The organism is Streptomyces sp. NPDC059816 (assembly GCF_042732055.1).
GTDB lineage: Bacteria > Actinomycetota > Actinomycetes > Streptomycetales > Streptomycetaceae > Streptomyces.
Genome location: NZ_JBHWIQ010000012.1, coordinates 209354 through 228471, shown reverse-complemented (window position 1 = coordinate 228471; position 19118 = coordinate 209354). Strand labels below are relative to the sequence as shown.

General features: G+C 72.1%; 14 protein-coding genes and 1 pseudogene. 6 read left to right on the top strand and 9 right to left on the bottom strand.

Annotated elements, in window-relative coordinates; genetic code table 11:
- The first annotated feature begins 65 nt into the window (after nt 1-65).
- Nucleotides 66-1589 carry an MFS transporter gene (locus ACFV88_RS18385; RefSeq protein WP_385492320.1) on the top strand — a complete coding sequence of 508 codons (1524 nt, stop codon included), beginning with the start codon at nt 66-68 and terminating at the stop codon, nt 1587-1589.
- A 483-nt stretch (nt 1590-2072) separates the two neighbouring features.
- Here the strand turns inward: ACFV88_RS18385 and ACFV88_RS18380 are convergent, their stop codons facing one another.
- The gene (locus ACFV88_RS18380) at nt 2073-3098 is read right to left on the bottom strand and encodes a 6-phosphofructokinase (RefSeq protein WP_385492317.1); all 1026 of its coding nucleotides are present in this window, start codon (nt 3096-3098) and stop codon (nt 2073-2075) included.
- Nucleotides 3099-3419: 321 nt separating this feature from the next.
- Between ACFV88_RS18380 and pta the strand changes: the two genes are divergently transcribed.
- The 3 genes and pseudogenes from pta (at nt 3420) to pyk (ending at nt 8388) form a co-directional block, all read left to right on the top strand.
- On the top strand, nt 3420-5555 hold the full coding sequence (pta, locus tag ACFV88_RS18375) for a phosphate acetyltransferase (RefSeq protein WP_385492314.1): 2136 nt from the start codon (nt 3420-3422) through the stop codon (nt 5553-5555).
- Nucleotides 5552-6812 (top strand): annotated as a pseudogene (locus tag ACFV88_RS18370) (acetate kinase). Before pta ends, ACFV88_RS18370 begins: the two are co-directional and overlap by 4 nt.
- Before the next feature lie 145 nt (nt 6813-6957).
- On the top strand, nt 6958-8388 hold the full coding sequence (gene pyk, locus ACFV88_RS18365) for a pyruvate kinase (protein WP_385492311.1): 1431 nt from the start codon (nt 6958-6960) through the stop codon (nt 8386-8388).
- Nucleotides 8389-8455: 67 nt separating this feature from the next.
- On the opposite strand, the gene ACFV88_RS18360 is transcribed toward pyk, so the two are convergent.
- From ACFV88_RS18360 to ACFV88_RS18325, 8 genes are all read right to left on the bottom strand, one after another.
- Nucleotides 8456-9550, bottom strand: a complete 1095-nt coding sequence (locus ACFV88_RS18360) for a hypothetical protein (protein ID WP_385492308.1) — start codon at nt 9548-9550, stop codon at nt 8456-8458.
- 82 nt (nt 9551-9632) lie between these two features.
- Entirely contained in the window at nt 9633-10079 is a 447-nt protein-coding gene (locus tag ACFV88_RS18355; protein ID WP_385492305.1) for a DUF6114 domain-containing protein, read from the bottom strand.
- Nucleotides 10080-10249: 170 nt separating this feature from the next.
- Nucleotides 10250-10867 carry a DUF6230 family protein gene (locus tag ACFV88_RS18350; protein ID WP_385492302.1) on the bottom strand — a complete coding sequence of 206 codons (618 nt, stop codon included), beginning with the start codon at nt 10865-10867 and terminating at the stop codon, nt 10250-10252.
- 746 nt (nt 10868-11613) lie between these two features.
- On the bottom strand, nt 11614-12594 hold the full coding sequence (locus tag ACFV88_RS18345; RefSeq protein ID WP_385492299.1) for a tetratricopeptide repeat protein: 981 nt from the start codon (nt 12592-12594) through the stop codon (nt 11614-11616).
- 90 nt (nt 12595-12684) lie between these two features.
- Nucleotides 12685-14385 (bottom strand): methylmalonyl-CoA mutase, encoded by a 1701-nt coding sequence (locus tag ACFV88_RS18340; RefSeq protein ID WP_385492296.1) that lies wholly within the window; start codon nt 14383-14385, stop codon nt 12685-12687.
- Between the two features lie 95 nt (nt 14386-14480).
- Entirely contained in the window at nt 14481-14807 is a 327-nt protein-coding gene (locus ACFV88_RS18335) for a DUF3817 domain-containing protein (RefSeq protein ID WP_385492293.1), read from the bottom strand.
- A gap of 88 nt (nt 14808-14895) precedes the next feature.
- Complete coding sequence (locus ACFV88_RS18330; RefSeq protein WP_385492290.1) at nt 14896-15402, bottom strand: MarR family winged helix-turn-helix transcriptional regulator; 507 nt, start codon at nt 15400-15402, stop codon at nt 14896-14898.
- Between the two features lie 100 nt (nt 15403-15502).
- Nucleotides 15503-16897: an MFS transporter gene (locus tag ACFV88_RS18325; RefSeq protein ID WP_385492287.1), complete on the bottom strand. Its 1395-nt coding sequence runs from the start codon at nt 16895-16897 to the stop codon at nt 15503-15505.
- Nucleotides 16898-16977: 80 nt separating this feature from the next.
- Between ACFV88_RS18325 and ACFV88_RS18320 the strand changes: the two genes are divergently transcribed.
- Both ACFV88_RS18320 and bla read left to right on the top strand, forming a co-directional pair.
- On the top strand, nt 16978-17970 hold the full coding sequence (locus tag ACFV88_RS18320) for a DUF5937 family protein (protein ID WP_385492285.1): 993 nt from the start codon (nt 16978-16980) through the stop codon (nt 17968-17970).
- Nucleotides 17971-18142: 172 nt separating this feature from the next.
- On the top strand, nt 18143-19111 hold the full coding sequence (gene bla, locus ACFV88_RS18315) for a class A beta-lactamase (RefSeq protein WP_385492282.1): 969 nt from the start codon (nt 18143-18145) through the stop codon (nt 19109-19111).
- Nucleotides 19112-19118: the final 7 nt, after the last annotated feature.

The following is a 19118-nucleotide window of genomic DNA, read 5'->3' as shown; positions in this document are numbered from 1 at the left end:
AAACCGTGCGCGCCGGTCGGCAGAGTGCCTCGCACCTTCTCGAACTCGAACGACCTAGGAGTGCAATGAGCACATCGACCGTGCACCGGGCCGGTCCCCGGGAGTGGGGCGGGCTGGCCGTCCTCGCCCTGCCCACCGTGCTGCTCGGCCTCGACGTCACCGTGCTGTACCTCGCCCTCCCCTCGCTGGCCGAAGACCTGCGCCCGAGCAGTACGGAAGCCTTGTGGATCATGGATGCCTACGGGTTCCTGATCGCCGGCTTCCTGATCACCATGGGCACGTTGGGCGACCGGATCGGCCGTCGGAAACTGCTGATGATCGGCGCCGCGGCCTTCGGGGTGGTGTCGGTGGTGGCCGCCTACTCCGACAGCACCGAACTGCTCATCGCCGCGCGCGCGGCACTGGGGATCGCCGGCGCCACGCTGATGCCGTCCACCCTGGCCCTGATCAGCAACATGTTCGGCGACCCGCGCCAGCGATCGGTGGCGATCGGCGTCTGGGCGACCTGCTTCGCCCTCGGCATGGCGCTCGGGCCGGTGGTCGGCGGCGCGATGCTGGCCCACTTCTGGTGGGGTTCGGCGTTCCTCCTCGCGGTCCCGGTGGCGGTCGTCCTGCTCGTGGCCGCGCCGGTGTTGATCCCCGAGTACCGTGCGCCGCACAGCGGCCGGTTCGACCTGCTCAGCGTCGCGCTGTCGCTGATCGCGATCCTCCCGGTGATCTACGCGGTGAAGCGGTTCGCCAAGGACGGCTTGGGAGCCCCCGCGGTCGTCGCGCTGGTGATCGGCGTGGTGTTCGCGACGCTGTTCGTCCGGCGCCAGGGCCAGTTGGCGAGCCCGTTGCTGGACGTGCGGCTGTTCGCCGACCGCACGTTCAGCGCCGCGCTCAGCGTGCTGCTCGTCGGGCTGATCGGGGTCGGGGGCTCGATGCTGTTGATCACTCAGCAACTCCAACTGGTGGAGGAACTGCCCCCCGTCGAAGCGGGCCTGTGGATGGGGCCGCCCGCGCTGATGATGTTCGTGGCGGCGATCGGAGCGCCGTTGGTCGCCCGGCGGGTGCCGCCGGGGATCGTGGTGTCCGTCACCCTGGCGCTGTCCACGCTCGGGTACCTGCTCCTCACCCAGGTGGACGCCACCGGAGGCATCGCCCTGATCGTGATCGGTTTCGGTCTTGTCTACCTCGGGCTCGGGGCGATCGCGGCCCTGGGCACGGACCTGGTGGTCGGCGCGGCGCCGCCGGAGAAGGCGGGTTCGGCCTCGGCGATGTCGGAGACCGTGCAGGAACTGGGCCTCGCGTTGGGCGTGGCGATCCTCGGCAGTCTGGCCACTGCGGTCTACCGGGGCCGCGTCGAGGACGGAATCCCTGCGGGTACGCCGGCCGGGGTGGCCGAAGAGGTGGGCGACAGCCTCGCCGGGGCGTCCGCGGGTGCGGGGCGGATGCCCGCGGGGTGGCTCGACCAGGCGAAGGAGGCGGCCACTTCCGGCTTGAACGTGGCGATGCTGGTTGCCGCGGGGGGCACGGTGGTGTTGGCGTTGTTGGCCGCGGTGGCCTTGCGGCACATCGGGGCCAGCGGCAAGGAGGACGCCGCCTGACGGCGGTTCGCCCCGTCTCTGGGGTGGTGCGCGTCGCGGTGCGTGCTCGGCCGCGGGTGCGCGGTGGTTGCCCGCGCAGTTCCCCGCGCCCCCTTGGGTACGTCCCGCTCGGCGTGCGCTGTCCAGCTCGGGTGCGCTGAGAGTTCGCGCCGTTCCCCGCGCCCCTTTGAGTACGCCCCGCTCCACGTGCGTGGTGCCCGTGCGGTGCGCGGTGGTCGTCCGCGCCGTTCCCCGCGCCCCTTTCAGGGGCGTCCTGGCGGGCGGGTGGCCGTCCGGCCGGGGTGCCCCGATAGGGGCGCGGGGAACTGCGCGAAACCGGAGCGCACCCGCCCAGGAACCGCGCACGCCCACGAGGACGCACCCGATCAGGGGCGCGGGGAACGGCGCAACAGCGGATCGCACCCGAGCTGGACAGCGCACGCCGCGCACAGCGCACCCAAGGAGCGCGGGCAACCACCACGCACCCGCGCAGGACAGCGCACCCTAGAAGACGGACTCCGCCTCGTCCATGCGGTCCTTCGGGACCGTCTTGAGCTCGGTGACCGCATCGGCCAGGGGAACCATGACGACATCCGTACCGCGCAACGCGGTCATCCTGCCGAAGTCACCCCGGTGCGCCGCCTCGACCGCGTGCCAACCGAACCGCGTGGCGAGCACCCTGTCGTACGCGGTCGGCGTACCGCCCCGCTGGACGTGACCGAGGATGACCGGCTTGGCCTCCTTGCCCAGGCGCTCCTGGAGCTCGAAGGCGAGCGCGGTGCCGATGCCCTGGAACCGCTCGTGCCCGAACTGGTCGATCTCGCCCTTCTGGTAGTTCATCGTGCCCTCTGCGGGGTGCGCGCCCTCGGCGACGCAGATGACGGCGAACTTCTTGCCCCGGGCGAACCGCTCCTCGACCAGCGCGACCAAGTCGGCCGGGTCGAAGGGGCGTTCCGGCAGGCAGATGCCGTGCGCGCCGGCGGCCATGCCGGACTCCAGGGCGATCCAGCCGGCGTGGCGCCCCATGACCTCGACGACCATCACCCGCTGGTGCGACTCGGCAGTGGTCTTCAGCCGGTCCATCGCCTCGCTGGCGACGCCGACGGCCGTGTCGAAGCCGAAGGTGCGGTCGGTGGACGAGATGTCGTTGTCGATCGTCTTGGGGACGCCGACCACCGGCAGGCCCGCGTCCGCGAGCATCCGGGCGGCGGTCAGCGTGCCCTCGCCGCCGATCGGGATGAGGACGTCGAAGCCGATCTCGGTGGCGAGCGCCCGGATGTTCTCGCAGGCGGCGCGGAAGCGGTCCCGCTCCAGCCGCGAGGAGCCGAGGATGGTGCCGCCGCGGGCGAGGATGCCGCTGACGGCGTTCAGGTCGAGGGGACGGTAGCGGCCGTCGAGCAGGCCGGCGTAACCGTCCTCGAAGCCGATCACCTCGTCACCGTGGTGGGTGACGGCCCGGTGCACGACCGAACGGATCACTGCGTTCAGGCCGGGGCAGTCGCCGCCCGCCGTGAGTACTCCGATGCGCATCGTGCTCTGTCTCCTGCTCGCTGCTGGTCCTGTTGAGCCCGCCTGATTCTTCCACGGTGGCACACCGGGCACCCCTCCCGCCGGTACTCCCACCACATTGGTCCAGACCGAAGACGTGATATCGGGGACCACCAGAACCTCCGGCGTCCCAGCGGTCACGGCCCGGGCCACCCGCCTCCCTGCTCTGCACTCCGGCGGGCGTCTTAACGACACGCACAGGTATTGTCAAGAGGGGACTACGAACCACACACGGACCGCGCCCGAACGATCACGAATCGGACGCACGCGAAAGCTGGCGCGGCGACGAAACGGAGGGCACGCGTGACGCGCAGCGTGTACGTGACCGGGATCGACCGGGGCGACGGCCGCCAGGTCGTCGAGCTGGGGGTGATGGAGCTCCTGACCCGCCAGGTCGACCGGGTGGGCGTGTTCCGCCCCCTCGTGCACGATGGACCGGACCGGTTGTACGACCTGCTCAGGGCCCGGTACCGACTCAGCCAGGACCCGTCGACCGCGTACGGGATGGACTACCACGAGGCGTCCACGATCCAGGCCGAGCAGGGCACCGACGAACTGGTGTCCCGGATGGTGGCGCGCTTCCACCGGGTGGCCGAGGAGTACGAGGTCGTCCTCGTCCTGGGCAGCGACTTCGCCGCGACCCAGCTACCCGACGAACTGGCGCTGAACGCACGGCTCGCGAACGAGTTCGGGGCGTCGGTGCTGCCGGTGGTCGGCGGCCGGGGCCAGAGCGCCGAGTCGGTGCGCGCCGAGGCCCGCAATGCGTACCGCGCGTACGAGGCACTGGGCTGCGACGTGCTCGCGCTGGTGGTGAACCGGGTCGACCCGAAGGACCGCGAGGCCGTGCACGAGCGGTTGGCGGCCCGGCTGCCCGTGCCGTGCTGGGTGCTGCCGGACGAACCCGCGCTGGCGGCGCCGACCGTCGCCCAGGTCACCGCCGCACTCGGCGGAACGGTTCTGCTCGGTGATGACTCCGGTCTCGCCCGGGACGCCCTCGACTTCGTCATCGGCGGTGCGATGCTGCCGAACTTCCTGCCCGCCCTGACTCCGGGGTGCCTGGTCGTCACGCCCGGGGACCGCGCGGACCTGGTCATCGGTTCGCTCGCCGCGCACAGCTCCGGGGCGCCGCCGATCGCGGGCGTGCTGCTCACCCTCGGCGAGCGCCCACCGGAGCAGATCCTCACCCTGGCGGCCCGGCTGGCACCGGGGACCCCGGTGATCTCGGTGCCCGGCAACAGCTTCCCCACGGCGGCGGAGCTGTTCGGACTGGAGGGCAAGCTGAACGCGGCCACGCCGCGGAAGGCGGAGACCGCGCTCGGCCTGTTCGAGCGGTACGTCGACACCGCGGAGCTGATGACCCGGGTCTCGGCGCCGAGCAGCACCCGGGTCACGCCGATGATGTTCGAGCACAAGCTGCTGGAGCAGGCGCGCTCCGACCGGCGCCGGGTCGTGCTGCCGGAGGGCACCGAGGAACGGGTGCTGCGGGCGGCGGACGTGCTGTTGCGCCGCGGGGTGTGCGACCTGACCCTGTTGGGCGATGTGGAGGCCATCCGCAAGAAGGCCGCCGACCTGGGCGTGGACCTCGGTGACGCGGACCTCGTGGACCCGCAGACCTCGGAACTGCGGGACCGGTTCGCCGCGCGCTACGCCGAGTTGCGGGCGCACCGCGGGGTGAGCGTGGAGCTGGCGTACGACGTGGTCGCGGACGTGAACTACTTCGGCACGCTGATGGTCCAGGAGGGCCTGGCGGACGGCATGGTGTCCGGTTCGGTGCACTCGACGGCGGCGACGATCCGCCCCGCGTTCGAGATCATCAAGACCAGCCCCGGCGCCAAGATCGTGTCGTCGGTGTTCTTCATGTGCCTGGCCGACAAGGTCCTCGTGTACGGGGACTGCGCGGTCAATCCGGACCCGAACGCGGAGCAGCTCGCGGACATCGCGATCCAGTCGGCGGCGACGGCGGAGCAGTTCGGGGTGGACCCGCGGATCGCGATGCTCTCGTACTCGACGGGCACCTCCGGTACGGGCGCCGATGTCGACAAGGTCCGCGAGGCGACCGAGCTGGTCCGGGAGCAGCGCTCCGACCTGCGGATCGAGGGCCCGATCCAGTACGACGCGGCGGTGGAGCCGTCGGTGGCGGCGACCAAGCTGCCCCAGTCCCCGGTGGCGGGGCAGGCGAGCGTGCTGATCTTCCCGGACCTCAACACCGGCAACAACACGTACAAGGCCGTGCAGCGCTCGGCGGGCGCGATCGCGGTCGGGCCGGTGCTCCAGGGGCTGCGCAAGCCGGTGAACGACCTGTCGCGCGGGGCCCTGGTGCAGGACATCGTCAACACGGTGGCCATCACGGCGATCCAGGCGCAGGGCGCGACCGCCGTCCGGCCGCCCGCGTCCCCGACCGCCGACCCCGCTCCCGCCGGCGACCCCGCCTCCGTATGACCTCCCCCTCCCCCGCAGCAGAAGGTTCCCCTCCCGTGATCGCACCCCTCACCCCGCACCGCGTCCTCGTCCTCAACTCCGGCTCCTCCTCGTTGAAGTACCAGCTCCTGGACATGCGGGACAGCTCGCGGCTGGCCTCCGGACTGGTGGAGCGGATCGGCGAGCGGGGCTCCCGGCTGGTCCACTCGCCGCTCACGGGCGGTGCGGCGGAGCCCCGGGAGCGTACGGAGCCGATGGCGGACCACACGGCGGCGCTGAAGGCGGTGGCCGAGGAGTTGGCGGCCGACGGGCTGGGCCTCGACTCGCCCCAGTTGGCGGCGATCGGGCACCGGGTGGTGCACGGCGGCAAGCACTTCACCGAGCCGACCGTGAATCGACGACGCGGTCATCGCGGAGATCGAGCGGCTGATCCCGGTGGCGCCGTTGCACAACCCGGCGAACCTGACCGGCATCCGGACCGCTCGGGAGCTGCGTCCGGACCTGCCGCAGGTCGCGGTCTTCGACACGGCGTTCCACACGACGATGCCGGAGTCGGCGGCCCGCTACGCGATCGACGTGGCGACCGCCGACGCCCACCGCATCCGGCGCTACGGCTTCCACGGCACCTCGCACGCGTACGTGTCGCGCCGCACGGCCGCACTGCTCGGCAAGGACCCGTCCGAGGTCAATGTGATCGTGCTGCACCTGGGCAACGGGGCTTCGGCGTCGGCGGTGCGCGGCGGGGTGTGCGTGGAGACGTCCATGGGGCTGACCCCCTTGGAGGGTCTGGTGATGGGTACCCGGTCGGGTGACGTGGACCCGGCGGTGGTGTTCCACCTGAAGCGGGTCGCGGGCCTGGACATCGACGAGGTGGACGCGCTGCTGAACAAGCGCAGCGGGCTGGTGGGACTGTGCGGCGACAACGACATGCGGGAGATCAGGCGGCGCATCGAGGAGGGCGACGAGGCGGCCCGGCTGGCGTTCGACGTCTACGTGCACCGGCTGAAGAAGTACATCGGCGCCTACTACGCGGTGCTGGGCCGGGTGGACGCGGTGGTGTTCACGGCCGGGGTCGGGGAGAACGCGGCGCCGGTGCGGGAGGCGGCGGTGGCCGGTCTGGAGGAGCTGGGCCTGGTCGTGGACGGCGACCTGAACGCCGTGCGCGGCGGGGAGCCGCGGCTGATCTCGCCGGCGCACGCGCGGGTGGCGGTCGCGGTGGTCCCGACGGACGAGGAGCTGGAGATCGCCACGCAGACGTACGCACTGGTGCGGGGCTGAGTGCGCGGCCGGGACGTACGCTCCGGCTCGCGTCCACCCCGCCCCTCGTGGACACGTATCAACACACCTGAGCAGGCGCCCGCCCATTTGTAGCTTCCACCAGGCGGAATATTCCGCATTGAAACAAACCGATAGGATGAGCCTCATGCGCCGTTCCAAGATCGTCTGTACCCTGGGCCCCGCCGTCGACTCGTTCGAGCAGCTGAAGTCGCTGATCGAGGCCGGGATGAACGTGGCCCGCTTCAACATGAGCCACGGCTCCCACGAGGAGCACCGGGCCCGGTACGAGCGCGTCCGCGATGCCGCTCGGGAGACCGGTCAGGCCATCGGTGTCCTCGCGGACCTCCAGGGACCGAAGATCCGGCTGGAGACCTTCGCCGAGGGTCCGGTCGAGCTGGTGCGCGGCGACGAGTTCACCATCACCACCGAGGACGTGCCCGGCGACAAGTCCATCTGCGGCACCACGTACAAGGGACTGCCCGGGGACTGCCGCATCGGCGACCCGATCCTCATCAACGACGGCAACGTCGAACTCCGGGTGACCGGGATCGAGGGCCCCGAGGTGCGGACGATCGTCATCGAGGGCGGTGTCATCTCCGACCACAAGGGCATCAACCTGCCCGGCGCGGCCGTGAACGTCCCCGCACTGTCCGAGAAGGACATCGACGACCTGCGCTTCGCCCTGCGGATGGGCTGCGACCTGGTCGCCCTGTCCTTCGTGCGGGACGCCGCCGACGTCGACGACGTGCACAAGATCATGGACGAGGAGGGGCGCCGCGTCCCCGTCATCGCCAAGGTGGAGAAGCCGCAGGCGGTGGCCAACATGGAGGCCGTGGTGGCGGCGTTCGACGGGGTGATGGTCGCCCGCGGTGACCTGGCCGTCGAGTATCCGCTGGAGAAGGTCCCGATGGTGCAGAAGCGGCTCATCGAGCTGTGCCGCCGCAACGCCAAACCGGTGGTCGTGGCGACCCAGATGATGGAGTCGATGATCACCAACTCCCGTCCCACCCGCGCCGAGGCGTCCGACGTCGCCAACGCGATCCTGGACGGTGCCGATGCGGTGATGCTGTCCGCCGAGTCCTCGGTCGGCGCCTATCCGATCGAGACCGTGAAGACGATGTCGAAGATCGTCGTCGCGGCCGAGGAGGAGCTGCTCTCCAAGGGCCTCCAGCCGCTGGTGCCGGGCAAGAAGCCCCGCACCCAGGGCGGTTCGGTGGCCCGTGCCGCCTGCGAGATCGCCGACTTCCTCGGCGCCAAGGGCCTGATCGCCTTCACGCAGTCCGGTGACACCGCCCGCCGGTTGTCCCGCTACCGCGCCGCGCAGCCGATCGTCGCCTTCACCACCGACGAGTCGACCCGCAACCAGCTGGCGCTCAGCTGGGGCGTCGACGCCTACGTGGTCCCGCACGTCAACACCACCGACGAGATGGTCGGTCTGGTGGACGCCGAGATCGTGCAACTGAAGCGCTTCCAGGAGGGCGACACCGTCGTCATCACCGCCGGCTCGCCCCCCGGGGTGCCGGGCACCACCAACATGGTCCGGGTCCACCACCTGGGCAACGGCGAGCGCGACTAGTTCCGCCGCAGGTCGAACGCCTTCAGGGGCGCCCCTTCCCGGGGCGCCCCTGAAGGCGTTGTGGGCGTCAGTCGCTGACGGACTGGCGCAGGCCCGGGACGGTCAGGTCGCCGCCGAACTGACCGGCCTGCACCATCCGGACCCGGGTGAAGTACGCGGCGGGCAGGTCCAGCGGCGGCGGGTGCTCCGGGTCGAAGACGATCGGGATCGTCCCGAACAGTCGGCCTTCGAGGCGCTCGGTGTACATCGTCACGCGTCCGCCGCGCAGGGTGGACACGGAGCTCCGGGCCGCCCGCAGGTGGTACGTCCGGCCGTCGGCGTCGGTCACGCTCTGGTGCAGGTCGCCGATGTCGACGCCGTCGTCCGCGGTGAACTTGAGGGCCTGTTTGGTGCGTCCGTCCGGCATCGTCAGGTTGACCACGCCGTGGTAGGTGAGCCCGCGCAGGAAGAGGGAGCTGGCTTCCAGGAGCCAGGGCCGCCCGGGGATCGGGGCGGCGGGCTGCTCGGGCGTGCCGTCGGACCGCTTCTCGACGGCGCAGGGGAACGGCACCTTGCCCTCGGCGTCCGGTGCGGACGGCTGCGCGTCCGGCGCGGACGACTGCGGGGGCGCGGTGCCGGTGGGGTCCTGGCGCGGGGTCCGTACCGTCCCCTCGCGTGCGGTCGAGACCGCACGGGGGCCGGGGGACCGCCCGACGCCGTCACCCGGCGCCGACCCGGAGGCCGATGCCGTCGGGGCGGGCGCGGGCGGTTGCCGTCCGGACGGGGCGAGCAGGTCCCGGACCGCGTCACCCACGCTCATCGAGTCCAGGGCGGCCAGCGGGCCCGAGGGGTGCAGGGGCTCCAACGGCGGTCGGGAGCGGGCCGGTACGGGGAACCGCTCGACCCGGTCGCCGGAACGGTCGGCACGGTCGTCGGTGCCGTCATCGCTGCGGTCGTCGGTGCCGTCATCGGCGCGGTCATCGGAGGCCTCGGCGCCCTCCGCCGCCCCGTCTCCCGTCGGGCCCTCCGGAGCGGCGACGCAGGGGCCGTCCCGGAAGGGGTTGTCGGGGACGGCGGGTCGGGCCTGGGCGAGCGTCGGGGTCATCCCCAGGCCCATGAGGACGGCGGTCGGCATCGCCGCGATCGCGATCGCCTTCCCGGCGGGCACCTGCCACCGGGTCAACAGCGGTTTCCTGGGGGCCGCGTGACGGGGTCCCGGCCGCGGGGTGCGGGGCGGGTCTGCGTCCGACGGGCAGGGCGCCCCCTCAGCCGGCACGGCGGTGCCCGTCCGGCCCCGGGTCCGGGTCCGCGACGGGTGCGCCCGGGGCCCAGGCGATCGCCATCGCTCCGCCGACCAGGGCGAGTGCGTACCCCGCCACGAAGCCGCCGAAGTTGGAGACGACCAGCGAGACCAGGGCCAGCAGGATCGCCGCCACGCCCGCGAAGATCCGTGAGTGCTTCTGGAACCACATGGTCAGGCCCAGCACGATCAGGAGGACACCGATGATCAGCGAGCCGGCGCCCGCGGTGGTGGCCATCCGGATGGTGACGGTGCCGAACGTGAGGTTGGCGTACGGGAAGTACATGATCGGCAGGCCGCCCAGCAGGGTCAACACGCCGGCCCAGAAGGGGCATTGACCGCGCCAGTGCCTGAACGACCGCCGCCAGCCGTGGGCCCGGTCGCCCAGCCCTTCGTGCGCTTCGGCACTCATGTCGTACAGCTCCTCGGGTAGCGCGGGCGGTTCTCGGTGCGGGGGTGCTCGGGCGCGGCGCGGCCGGGCGCCCGGCGCCGGCCCGGGTCGGGGTCCGGGTGCGGCCCCGGGGCCGCCCGGTCACGGCGCCCGGCGCCGGGCGGGCACCGGGCGGTGGTCGCTCAGGAACATCAGAAGCACTCGTGCTTGCCCCTCTGCACCTTCATCGCCATGCCGGACAGCTTGAAGGTGCCCGCGCTGGTCGCCCGGGCGCGCTGCCGCAGATCGGTGAAGACCACCGAATCGGCCTGCTGGGCGAAGGAGCCGGGCTCGTACCGGTCGCCCGGCGACGGGCCGGGCCCCTTGGTGGTGTCGTCGACCGAGACGCCCATGTCGATCTCCCGGAAGGTGGCGTTGGCCTGGAGCTCGTCCGTGTCGATGTAGAGCTTGTTGGCCACGACCTCCGGATCACCGGGCCGCCCCGCGGAGAGCTTCAGCGTCACGTCGCCGAACAGCCCGATGGGGACCACCACGGACTGGCACAGATCCGTGATGACCGCGTCCTCCAGCCCGATGACGGACACCGCGTGGTTCCCCGACTCACCGCTGTCCACCGCGTTGTACTGGATGTACCCGTTGCCGTCGAGCCGGTTGGCGGTCATCTTGAACTGCTGCCCCGACACACTGAACGACGCCGCCAGCGCACCCTGCGAGAGGGCGACGCCGATCGCGGCGGACGCCGCGACGCTCGGCACCATGACCACGGCGAACCGCTTCCATCTGGTACCGCCACGAGCCACGGACTCCATGACTTTCCTCCTCCTCGGACATCCATCTCCGGCGTCGACCGGCCCCTCGCGGTGGCTCGGTCGGGCAGGGTTGGGAGACGTGTCACGTCGCCGGTGAGGAGAGCGCCCGCCCTCGGTACGCGCCCGAAGCGCGGGCGATCACCCCCGGGCGACGACCACAGGTCGCGCCCGACAGGTCACGCGCGACAACCGGACAGGCTCCGCCGGTCGGCGAAGACCCCCCTGTCCCGGGCCGGTACCCCCTGGGCCCCTGTTGACGCGGGAAGGCCACGGGTCACCGACCGCTCGGGGGAACCCAGGGTCCCGGTCCCGGGCTGGCCGCCGGGCGCTGAGGGAATGGACCGAGCGTCGCCGATGGTGGTGTATCCGGGCCGTACGCACAAGGGCTTCGTTACCGACTGGTAATCGAAAGGCTATCGATTCGCGACCGTGCGGCACGGCCTCACTACACAGGGTTGCCACAGAGACCCCACGCGCCACTTCCACCAAGGACGAAACGGGGCAGAAAGCCGACCGGGACACAGGTGCAGTGACCGTGGGTCGCTGTTGTGAAGATTCTGCGAAGATCGCGAGTTTGCGAACTTGTTTTCGAAAACCCCGTTCGCCCCTGCCGAGATGCGGACGGGGGCGAACGGGACGGAGTCGGGAGAACGGGGCAGAGAGGGGAAAGCGGAGAGGGGAGACGGGAGACGGGAGACGGGAGACGGGAGAGGGGAGACGGGAGAGGGGAGACGGGACGAGAGGGACTAGAACAGCGCCCGGGCCAGCGTCCTGCGCGCGGCGGCCACCCGCGGATCGTCGGCACCGACCACCTCGAACAGCTCCAGCAGCCGCAGCCGCAGCGCCTCGCGGTCGTCGCCCGCCGTGCGGCGCACCGCGTCGACCAGCCGCCCGAACGCGTCCTCCACATGACCGCCGACCAGGTCGAGGTCGGCGGCGGCGATCTGCGCGGCCGGATCGGCGGGGCGGTCCGCGGCGTCCCGCCGCACGGCCTGCGGGTCCACGCCCTGCACCCGCTGGAGCAGCTCCGCCTGGGCGAGGCCGAGCTTCGCCTCCGGGTGCCCGGGGTCCTCGGTCAGCACGTTCTTGTACGCCCGCACCGCACCGCCGAGATCGCCCGTGTCGAGGGCGCGCGCGGCGGCTTCGAGGACCGCGTCGTACGGTCCGGCCGGAACCTGGGGCTGCGCGTCGGACTCCAGGGCACCGGCGCCGGCGTCGGCGTTGACGTCCAGCCCGGTCAGCCCGAAGCGCTCTTCGGCGACCTGCACCAGCTGGTCGAGCGTCTGGCGGATCTGGGCCTCGGGGGCCGCGCCCTGGAAGAGCGGCAGCGCCTGCCCGGCGACCACGGCGAAGACCGCCGGGATGCCCTGGATACCGAACTGCTGCATCAACATCTGGTTGGCGTCGACGTCGATCTTGGCGAGGAGGAAGCGGCCGTTGTACTCGACGGCCAGCCGTTCGAGGAGCGGACCGAGCTGTTTGCACGGCTCGCACCACTCGGCCCAGAAGTCGATGACGACGGGCACCTCGGCGGAGCGCTGGAGCACCTCGCTCTCGAAACCGGCCTCGTCGACGTCGATCACGAGGGCGGACGGGCCGACGGCCCCGCCGCCGCCCTGCCGGGCCGCTTCGGCCCGGGCCTGCTCCGCCTTCGCCTTGGCCTCCTGGGCGGCCTTGACCGCTCCGAGGTCGACGACCCCGCTCATGGACATGTTCCGTGGCTGCATGGGTACATCCTCCCCCCTGGGCGCGGCTCAGCGAAAAGCGGTGTCACGACGGTGTGACGCGGGGGCCCGTCGGCCCCCGCGGCCACGGGGTCAGAAGCCGGGCGGCTCGGTGTAGACGCCCCACTCGACGCGCAGCACGTCGCAGATCTCCCCCAGGGTCGCCTCGGCCCGCACCGCCTCCAACATGGGCTCGATCATGTTGTCGCCGCGCCGGCCCGCGGCGACCATCGCGTCCAGCGCGGTGCGCACCCGTACGCCGTCGCGCCCGGCCTTGCGGTCGGCGAGGGAGCGCACCTGCTCGCGTTCCACCTCGTGGCTGACCCGCAGGATCTCCAGGTCGCCGGTGACGGACCCGTGGTGGACGTTGACGCCGACCACGCGCTTGTCGCCCTTCTCCAGGGACTGCTGGTAGCGGAACGCGGACTCGGCGATCTCACCGGTGAACCAGCCGTCCTCGATGCCGCGCAGGATGCCGGAGGTGATCGGCCCGATGGGGTGCTGGCCGTCGGGGTGGGCCCGCCGGCCGCGCTCCTCGATCTGCTCGAAGATCCGTTCGGCGTCCGCCTCGATCCGGTCGGTGAGCTGCTCGACGTACCAGGAGCCGCCGAGCGGATCGGCCACGTTGGCGACGCCGATCTCCTCCATCAGCACCTGCTGGGTGCGCAGCGCGATCTCGGCGGCCTGCTCGGAGGGGAGCGCCAGGGTCTCGTCGAGGGCGTTGGTGTGCAGCGAGTTGGTGCCGCCGAGCACCGCAGCGAGGGCTTCCACGGCGGTGCGGACGACGTTGTTGTAGGGCTGCTGGGCGGTGAGCGACACCCCCGCCGTCTGGGTGTGGAACCGCAGCCACTGCGCCTTGGCGGTGCGGGCCCCGTACACGTCGCGCATCCAGCGGGCCCAGATCCGACGGGCGGCCCGGAACTTGGCGATCTCCTCGAAGAAGTCGAGGTGCGCGTCGAAGAAGAAGGAGAGCCCGGGGGCGAAGGTGTCGACGTCGAGTCCGCGCGAGAGGCCCAGCTCCACGTACCCGAAGCCGTCGGCGAGGGTGTACGCCAGCTCCTGCGCGGCCGTCGAACCGGCCTCGCGGATGTGGTAGCCGGAGACCGAGAGCGGCTTGTACGCGGGGATGTGCCGCGCGCAGTGCTCCATCAGGTCGCCGATCAGCCTCAGGTGCGGCTCGGGCGGGAAGAGCCACTCCTTCTGGGCGATGTACTCCTTGAAGATGTCGGTCTGGAGGGTGCCGTTGAGGACGGCGGGGTCGACGCCCTGGCGTTCGGCGGCGACCAGGTACATGCAGAAGGCGGGGACGGCCGGTCCGCTGATGGTCATCGAGGTGGTGACGTCGCCGAGCGGGATGTCCCGGAACAGGACCTCCATGTCGGCGGCGGAGTCGATGGCGACCCCGCAGTGGCCGACCTCGCCGAGCGAGCGCCCGTCGTCGGAGTCGCGTCCCATGAGGGTGGGCATGTCGAAGGCGACGGAGAGGCCGCCGCCGCCCGCCGCGAGGATCATCTTGTACCGCTCGTTGGTCTGCTCGGCGTTGCCGAAGCCGGCGAACTGGCGGATGGTCCAGGTGCGGCCCCGGTAGCCGGTCGGGTGCAGGCCGCGGGTGAAGGGGTACTCCCCGGGCCAGCCGATCCGCTCGAAGCCCTCGTAGGTGTCGCCGGGCCGGGGGCCGTAGACGGGCTCGACCGGATCGCCGGAGAGCGTGGTGAAGTCGGCGTCGCGCTTGTGGGCGGCGTCGTACCGGGCCTGCCAGCGGCGGCGGCCCTCCTCGATCGCGTCAGCGTCCATGCTTCGAATTTACTAGGACGTCCTAGTAAATGTCGATGGGAAACCGCCGGAGTCCGCCACGGGCTCCGGCGGAAGGGGCGCTCGGCCCCGGACGGTCACGCCTTGACGGGCTCCGGCGCACGGTCCGTGATCAGCGAACGGGTCTCACGGCTGATCTTCGGCTCGACGAAGAACGAGGCGAACGGGATGCAGCCGACGAGGAGCACCCACAGCAACTTGCCGAACGGCCACTTCGCCTTGGAGCCGAGGTCGAAGGCGAAGACCACGTAGACGATGAACAGCAACCCGTGGATCTGCGAGATGACCATGGTGTCGCCGGTCTCGAAGCCGTACTTCAGGATGATCGCCACGGTGAACACCAGCAGCCAGATGGCGGTGATGTACGCCATCACCCGGTAGCGCGTCAGCACGGTTTGCTTCATGGCCCGAGCGTAACGACCGCAGATGCCCGATCTTCGAGCGGGTCACCCCTCGCCCCGGCCCCCGCTCACCCCTCGCCGCTCGCCCCGCTCACCCCTCGAAGTCTCGGGCGGCGGCGCGCAGCGGGCGCAGCATCGCGAAGATCTCCCCGCACTCCTCCGCGTCGTAGGCGCCGAGCCCGAAGTCCATCGCCATCAGGTCCCGGGTGGCCGCCTCCACCACCTCGCGGCCCTTGTCCGTGATGGAGGCGAGGGTGCCCCGACCGTCGTTCGGGTTGGGCCGCTTCTCCACCAGCCCGGAGCGCACCAGCCGGTCCACGGTGTTGGTGACCGAGGTCGGGTGGACCATCAGCCGCTCGCCGATCTTCGACATCGGCAGCTCGCCCGCCTTGGAGAAGGTGAGCAGCACCAGCGCCTCGTAGCGGGCGAAGGTCAGTCCGTACGGCTTGACGGCCGCGTCGACCTCGCCCAGCAGGATCTGGTGCGCGCGCATGATCGAGGTGATCGCGGCCATCGAGGGGACGCTGCCCCAGCGCTGCTTCCAGAGCTCATCGGCGCGGGCGATCGGATCGAAGGCGAGACTCAGTGGCTTCGGCACGATGCGACCCTACCGGCCGGTCATATGCCGTTCAGCTCCGTCTCGCCCTTCGGTCCGGAGCCCCCGGTTCCACAAAATCCGGCCCCGCACCCGTCCGGGATCACGGTGCGGACGGCGCCCCGGCCACGGGCGCCGACCCCGGTCCACCGGCCGCCGTGCGCCGGACCTCGACCGCCAGCAGCACGCACACCACCGTGCCGATCACCCCCGCCCCCGCGACCACCGTACTGACCGCGAACACCTCCGCGGCGGCGCCCGCGAGCACCATGCCCACGCCCTGGACGGTCATCAGTCCGGCCGTGTGCACCGTCATCGCCCGGCCCCGCAGGCCCGGGGGCACCGCGTCCACGAACCACCGGTCGGCGCCCAGGGTGTAGGCGAAGCCCGCCCCGCCCAGGAAGAGCAGGAGCACCGCCCAGCTCGGCTCGGGGACCAGGACGTACCCGGTCAGCGGCAGCAACAGCAGGGCGCCGAGCGGGAGGGCGATCCGCTCCCGGGTGCGCGGCCGGAGCGCTGCGCCCACCAAGAGCTCCGCGAGGACGGTGCCCACCGGCATCGCGCACATCAGCAGTCCCACCACGGCGGTCCCCGCCCCGATCTGGTCCGCGTACGCGGCGGCCAGCGCCTCCGGGACGACCACGAACATCGGCGGCACCCACAGGAACAGCAGCAGGGCGCGCAGCCTGCGGTGGGCGAGGACCGCACGGACCCCGTTCAGCGAGTACCGGGTCAGCGACCCCCCGTCCGACGCCTCCCCGTCCGGTGCTTGGCGGGCCGGCCGCCGCCGGGTGCCGCACCGCAGCAGCACCGCCGACAGCAGGAACGTCCCCAGGGTGATCACCAGGGCGCCCCGCGGGGACACCACGGTCAGCAGCAGCCCGCCGAGCCCGAAGCCGACGAGGACCGCGCTCTGCGAGACGATCCGCAGCAGCGAACGCCCCAGCACGAAGCGGTCGCCCGAGCCGAGGACGTCGGCGAGGGTCGCCATCCGGGTGCCGTTGAAGACCGGCGCGACCAGCGCGATGGCGCAGCGCAGCGCCAGCAGCCCGGCGACCGGGGTCAGCGGCAGCGCCATCAGCGCCGCGCACCCCGCGCACACCAGATCGCAGACGACGAGCACCCGCCGCGCCGGGTACCGGTCGGCGATCCCGGCCAGCAGGGTGCCGCCGACGAGGTACGGCAGCATGCCGAGCGCGAAGGCCAGCGCACTGAGGAACGGCGAGCCGGTCAGCCGGTACACGAGCACGGTCAGCGCGATCTCGCTGACGACGACGCCGAGCAGCGAGAACAGGTGCGCGGTGAAGATCCACCGGAACTCCACCACCCGGAAGACGTCCCGGTAGCCGTCACGGTCACCGCCCCCGCCCCCGCCCCCGTCGCCGTCGCCGTCGCCGTCGCCGTCGCCGCCCCCGTCGCCGTCGGGCACGGTCCCGGCGGCGGGGGGTTCCTCCGTCCCCGCCGCCCCTCCCTCATGTCCCTGCGGTTCCTCCGTCATAGGAAGCCACCCTGGGCCCCCTTCCGGGCCGGGCATACTGATTCGCCCCCAGCCGAATCCGCCGCCGTCCGGGAGGCCCCGTGCCGATGCGTCTGCACTTCACCCCGGACGACCTGTTGGCGTCCCGGTTCGCCATCTCCCCGCTCTGGGAGACGCAGGAGGCGGTCCGCACCCTGCGGCGCCCGGACCGACACGGCTACCACCCGCGCTGGCTGCGGCGGATCGAGGCGACGGGCCAGCCGCTCGACCTCGCGCCGATCTGGCTGCTGATGCCCCACCGCGGGCACAGCCCCGACTGGCTGGGCCCGCCGCCGATCGGCCCGGCGGCCTCGTTCGCCGAGGAGATCGCCGCCGTGCGCGCCGCCGATCCGGACGCCGCCCGCGCGGAGATGCTGACGGCCCTGGGCCACACCCCGGGCGCAGCGGACACCGCCCTCGGCCGAGCGCTGCTCGCGGACCCCGCCCGCGCGGTACGGGACGTGGCGGACCTGTTGGAACGGGCCTGGCAGGTCCTGGTGGAGCCGGACTGGCCCCGACTGCGCGCCCTGCTCGAAGCGGATGTCGCCCACCACTCCCGGCGACTCGCGGACATCGGACTGGGCGCGCTGCTCGGCGAGTTGGACCGGCGGATGGTGTGGGCGAACACCACCCTCACCGTGGCCTTCCACGGCGAGCACGAACGGCAGCTGGACGGACGGGGGTTGGTGCTGATGCCGAGCGTGTTCTCCTGGCCGGACGTGATCGGCGGCCACGACCCGCCCTGGCAACCGACCCTGGTCTACCCGGTGCGGGGCATCGGCGGACTGTGGAGCGGCGATCCGGCGGCGCCGGAGCGGGGGCGCGCGGCGCTGGCCCGGCTGCTGGGGGCGAACCGGGCCGCGGTGCTGGCCGCGCTGGACGAGTCGGCGAGCACCACCGCACTGGCCCAGCGGCTGGGCCTCGCCCCGTCCTCGGTGTCCGCCCACCTGATCGCGCTGCGGGACGCCGGCCTGCTCACCGCCCGCCGGTACGGCCACCGGGTGCTGTACGAGCGGACCCCGCTGGGCATGGCCCTGCTGTCCGGCGGCGAGTGACCCGGGGCGGGGACCCGGGGCCGGGGGCCGGGGGGACGGACGGGCCGGGGCACGAGGGCTGCCGGGACGTGGGCAACACGCCACCCGAGCCACCCCGTTGCGGCGGCCCACCTGTGATGGGGTGGGACGTTCCGCCGGAAGACGCTCCGGCGGCCCACCGAAGGGGAGGCACATGACAGCACGAGGACACCAGGACGTACGGGGACACCAGGGCATACGCAGCGGCTCGGCGGAGTCGGTCACCCGACGCCGGGCGGTGCTCGGTGCGGGCGCCGGACTGGCCGCGCTGAGCGTGGTCGGCACCTCGGGAACCGCCCGGGCGGCGTCGCGGGGGCGCGCGTCCGGGATCGGACGGGAACTGCGCGCACTGGAACAGCAACACGACGCCGAACTCGGTGTCTTCGCCCGCAACATGGCGACCGGACGGACCGTCCGCCACCGGGCCGACACCCTGTTCCCGATCTGCTCGGTCTTCAAGACCCTCGCCGCGGCTGCCGTCCTGCGCGACCTGGGCCGCAACGGCGAGTTCCTGGACACACGGCTCTTCTACACGGCCGAAGAGGTCGAGAAGATCCCGCACTCGCCGGTCACCGACGACCAGGTGCACATCGACCACGGCATCACCATCGCCGAACTGTGCGACGCGACCATCCGGTACAGCGACAACTTCGCGGCCAATCTGCTGCTGCGCGAGTTGGGCGGCCCGACCGCGATCACCCGGTTCTGTCGTTCGCTCGGCGACCGGGTGACCCGGCTCGACCGGTGGGAGCCCGAACTGAACTCGGCGGAACCCGACCGGGTCACCGACACCACCACCCCGGCGGCCATCGGGGTGACCTACGCCCGGCTGGTCCTCGGCAACGCGCTGGCTGGCCCGGACCGCGCGCGCCTGACCGACTGGATGCTGCGGAACACCACCAGCGGGACCCGCTTCCGCAAGGGTCTGCCCGCCGACTGGACGTTGGCCGACAAGACGGGCGGCGGAAGGTACGGCACCAACAACGACGCGGGCGTGGCCTGGACCCCGGACGGCACGCCGGTGCTGCTCGTGGTGCTGAGCACCCGCTTCACCGAGGCGGCCCCGGCCGTGGACCCGCTGATCGCGTCGACGGCCGAGCTGTTGGCGAAGACCCTGGGCTAGCGAGTCC

What these genes read in the sequence shown, in the direction of transcription:
- ACFV88_RS18335 (WP_385492293.1), bottom strand. Translation starts at nt 14,807, where the DNA reads ATGAAGCAAACCGTGCTGACGCGCTACCGGGTGATGGCGTACATCACC.
- ACFV88_RS18385 (WP_385492320.1), top strand. Translation starts at nt 66, where the DNA reads ATGAGCACATCGACCGTGCACCGGGCCGGTCCCCGGGAGTGGGGCGGG.
- ACFV88_RS18325 (WP_385492287.1), bottom strand. Translation starts at nt 16,897, where the DNA reads ATGACGGAGGAACCGCAGGGACATGAGGGAGGGGCGGCGGGGACGGAG.
- pyk (WP_385492311.1), top strand. Translation starts at nt 6,958, where the DNA reads ATGCGCCGTTCCAAGATCGTCTGTACCCTGGGCCCCGCCGTCGACTCG.
- ACFV88_RS18345 (WP_385492299.1), bottom strand. Translation starts at nt 12,594, where the DNA reads ATGCAGCCACGGAACATGTCCATGAGCGGGGTCGTCGACCTCGGAGCG.
- ACFV88_RS18350 (WP_385492302.1), bottom strand. Translation starts at nt 10,867, where the DNA reads ATGGAGTCCGTGGCTCGTGGCGGTACCAGATGGAAGCGGTTCGCCGTG.
- ACFV88_RS18340 (WP_385492296.1), bottom strand. Translation starts at nt 14,385, where the DNA reads ATGGACGCTGACGCGATCGAGGAGGGCCGCCGCCGCTGGCAGGCCCGG.
- bla (WP_385492282.1), top strand. Translation starts at nt 18,143, where the DNA reads ATGACAGCACGAGGACACCAGGACGTACGGGGACACCAGGGCATACGC.
- ACFV88_RS18380 (WP_385492317.1), bottom strand. Translation starts at nt 3,098, where the DNA reads ATGCGCATCGGAGTACTCACGGCGGGCGGCGACTGCCCCGGCCTGAAC.
- ACFV88_RS18355 (WP_385492305.1), bottom strand. Translation starts at nt 10,079, where the DNA reads ATGAGTGCCGAAGCGCACGAAGGGCTGGGCGACCGGGCCCACGGCTGG.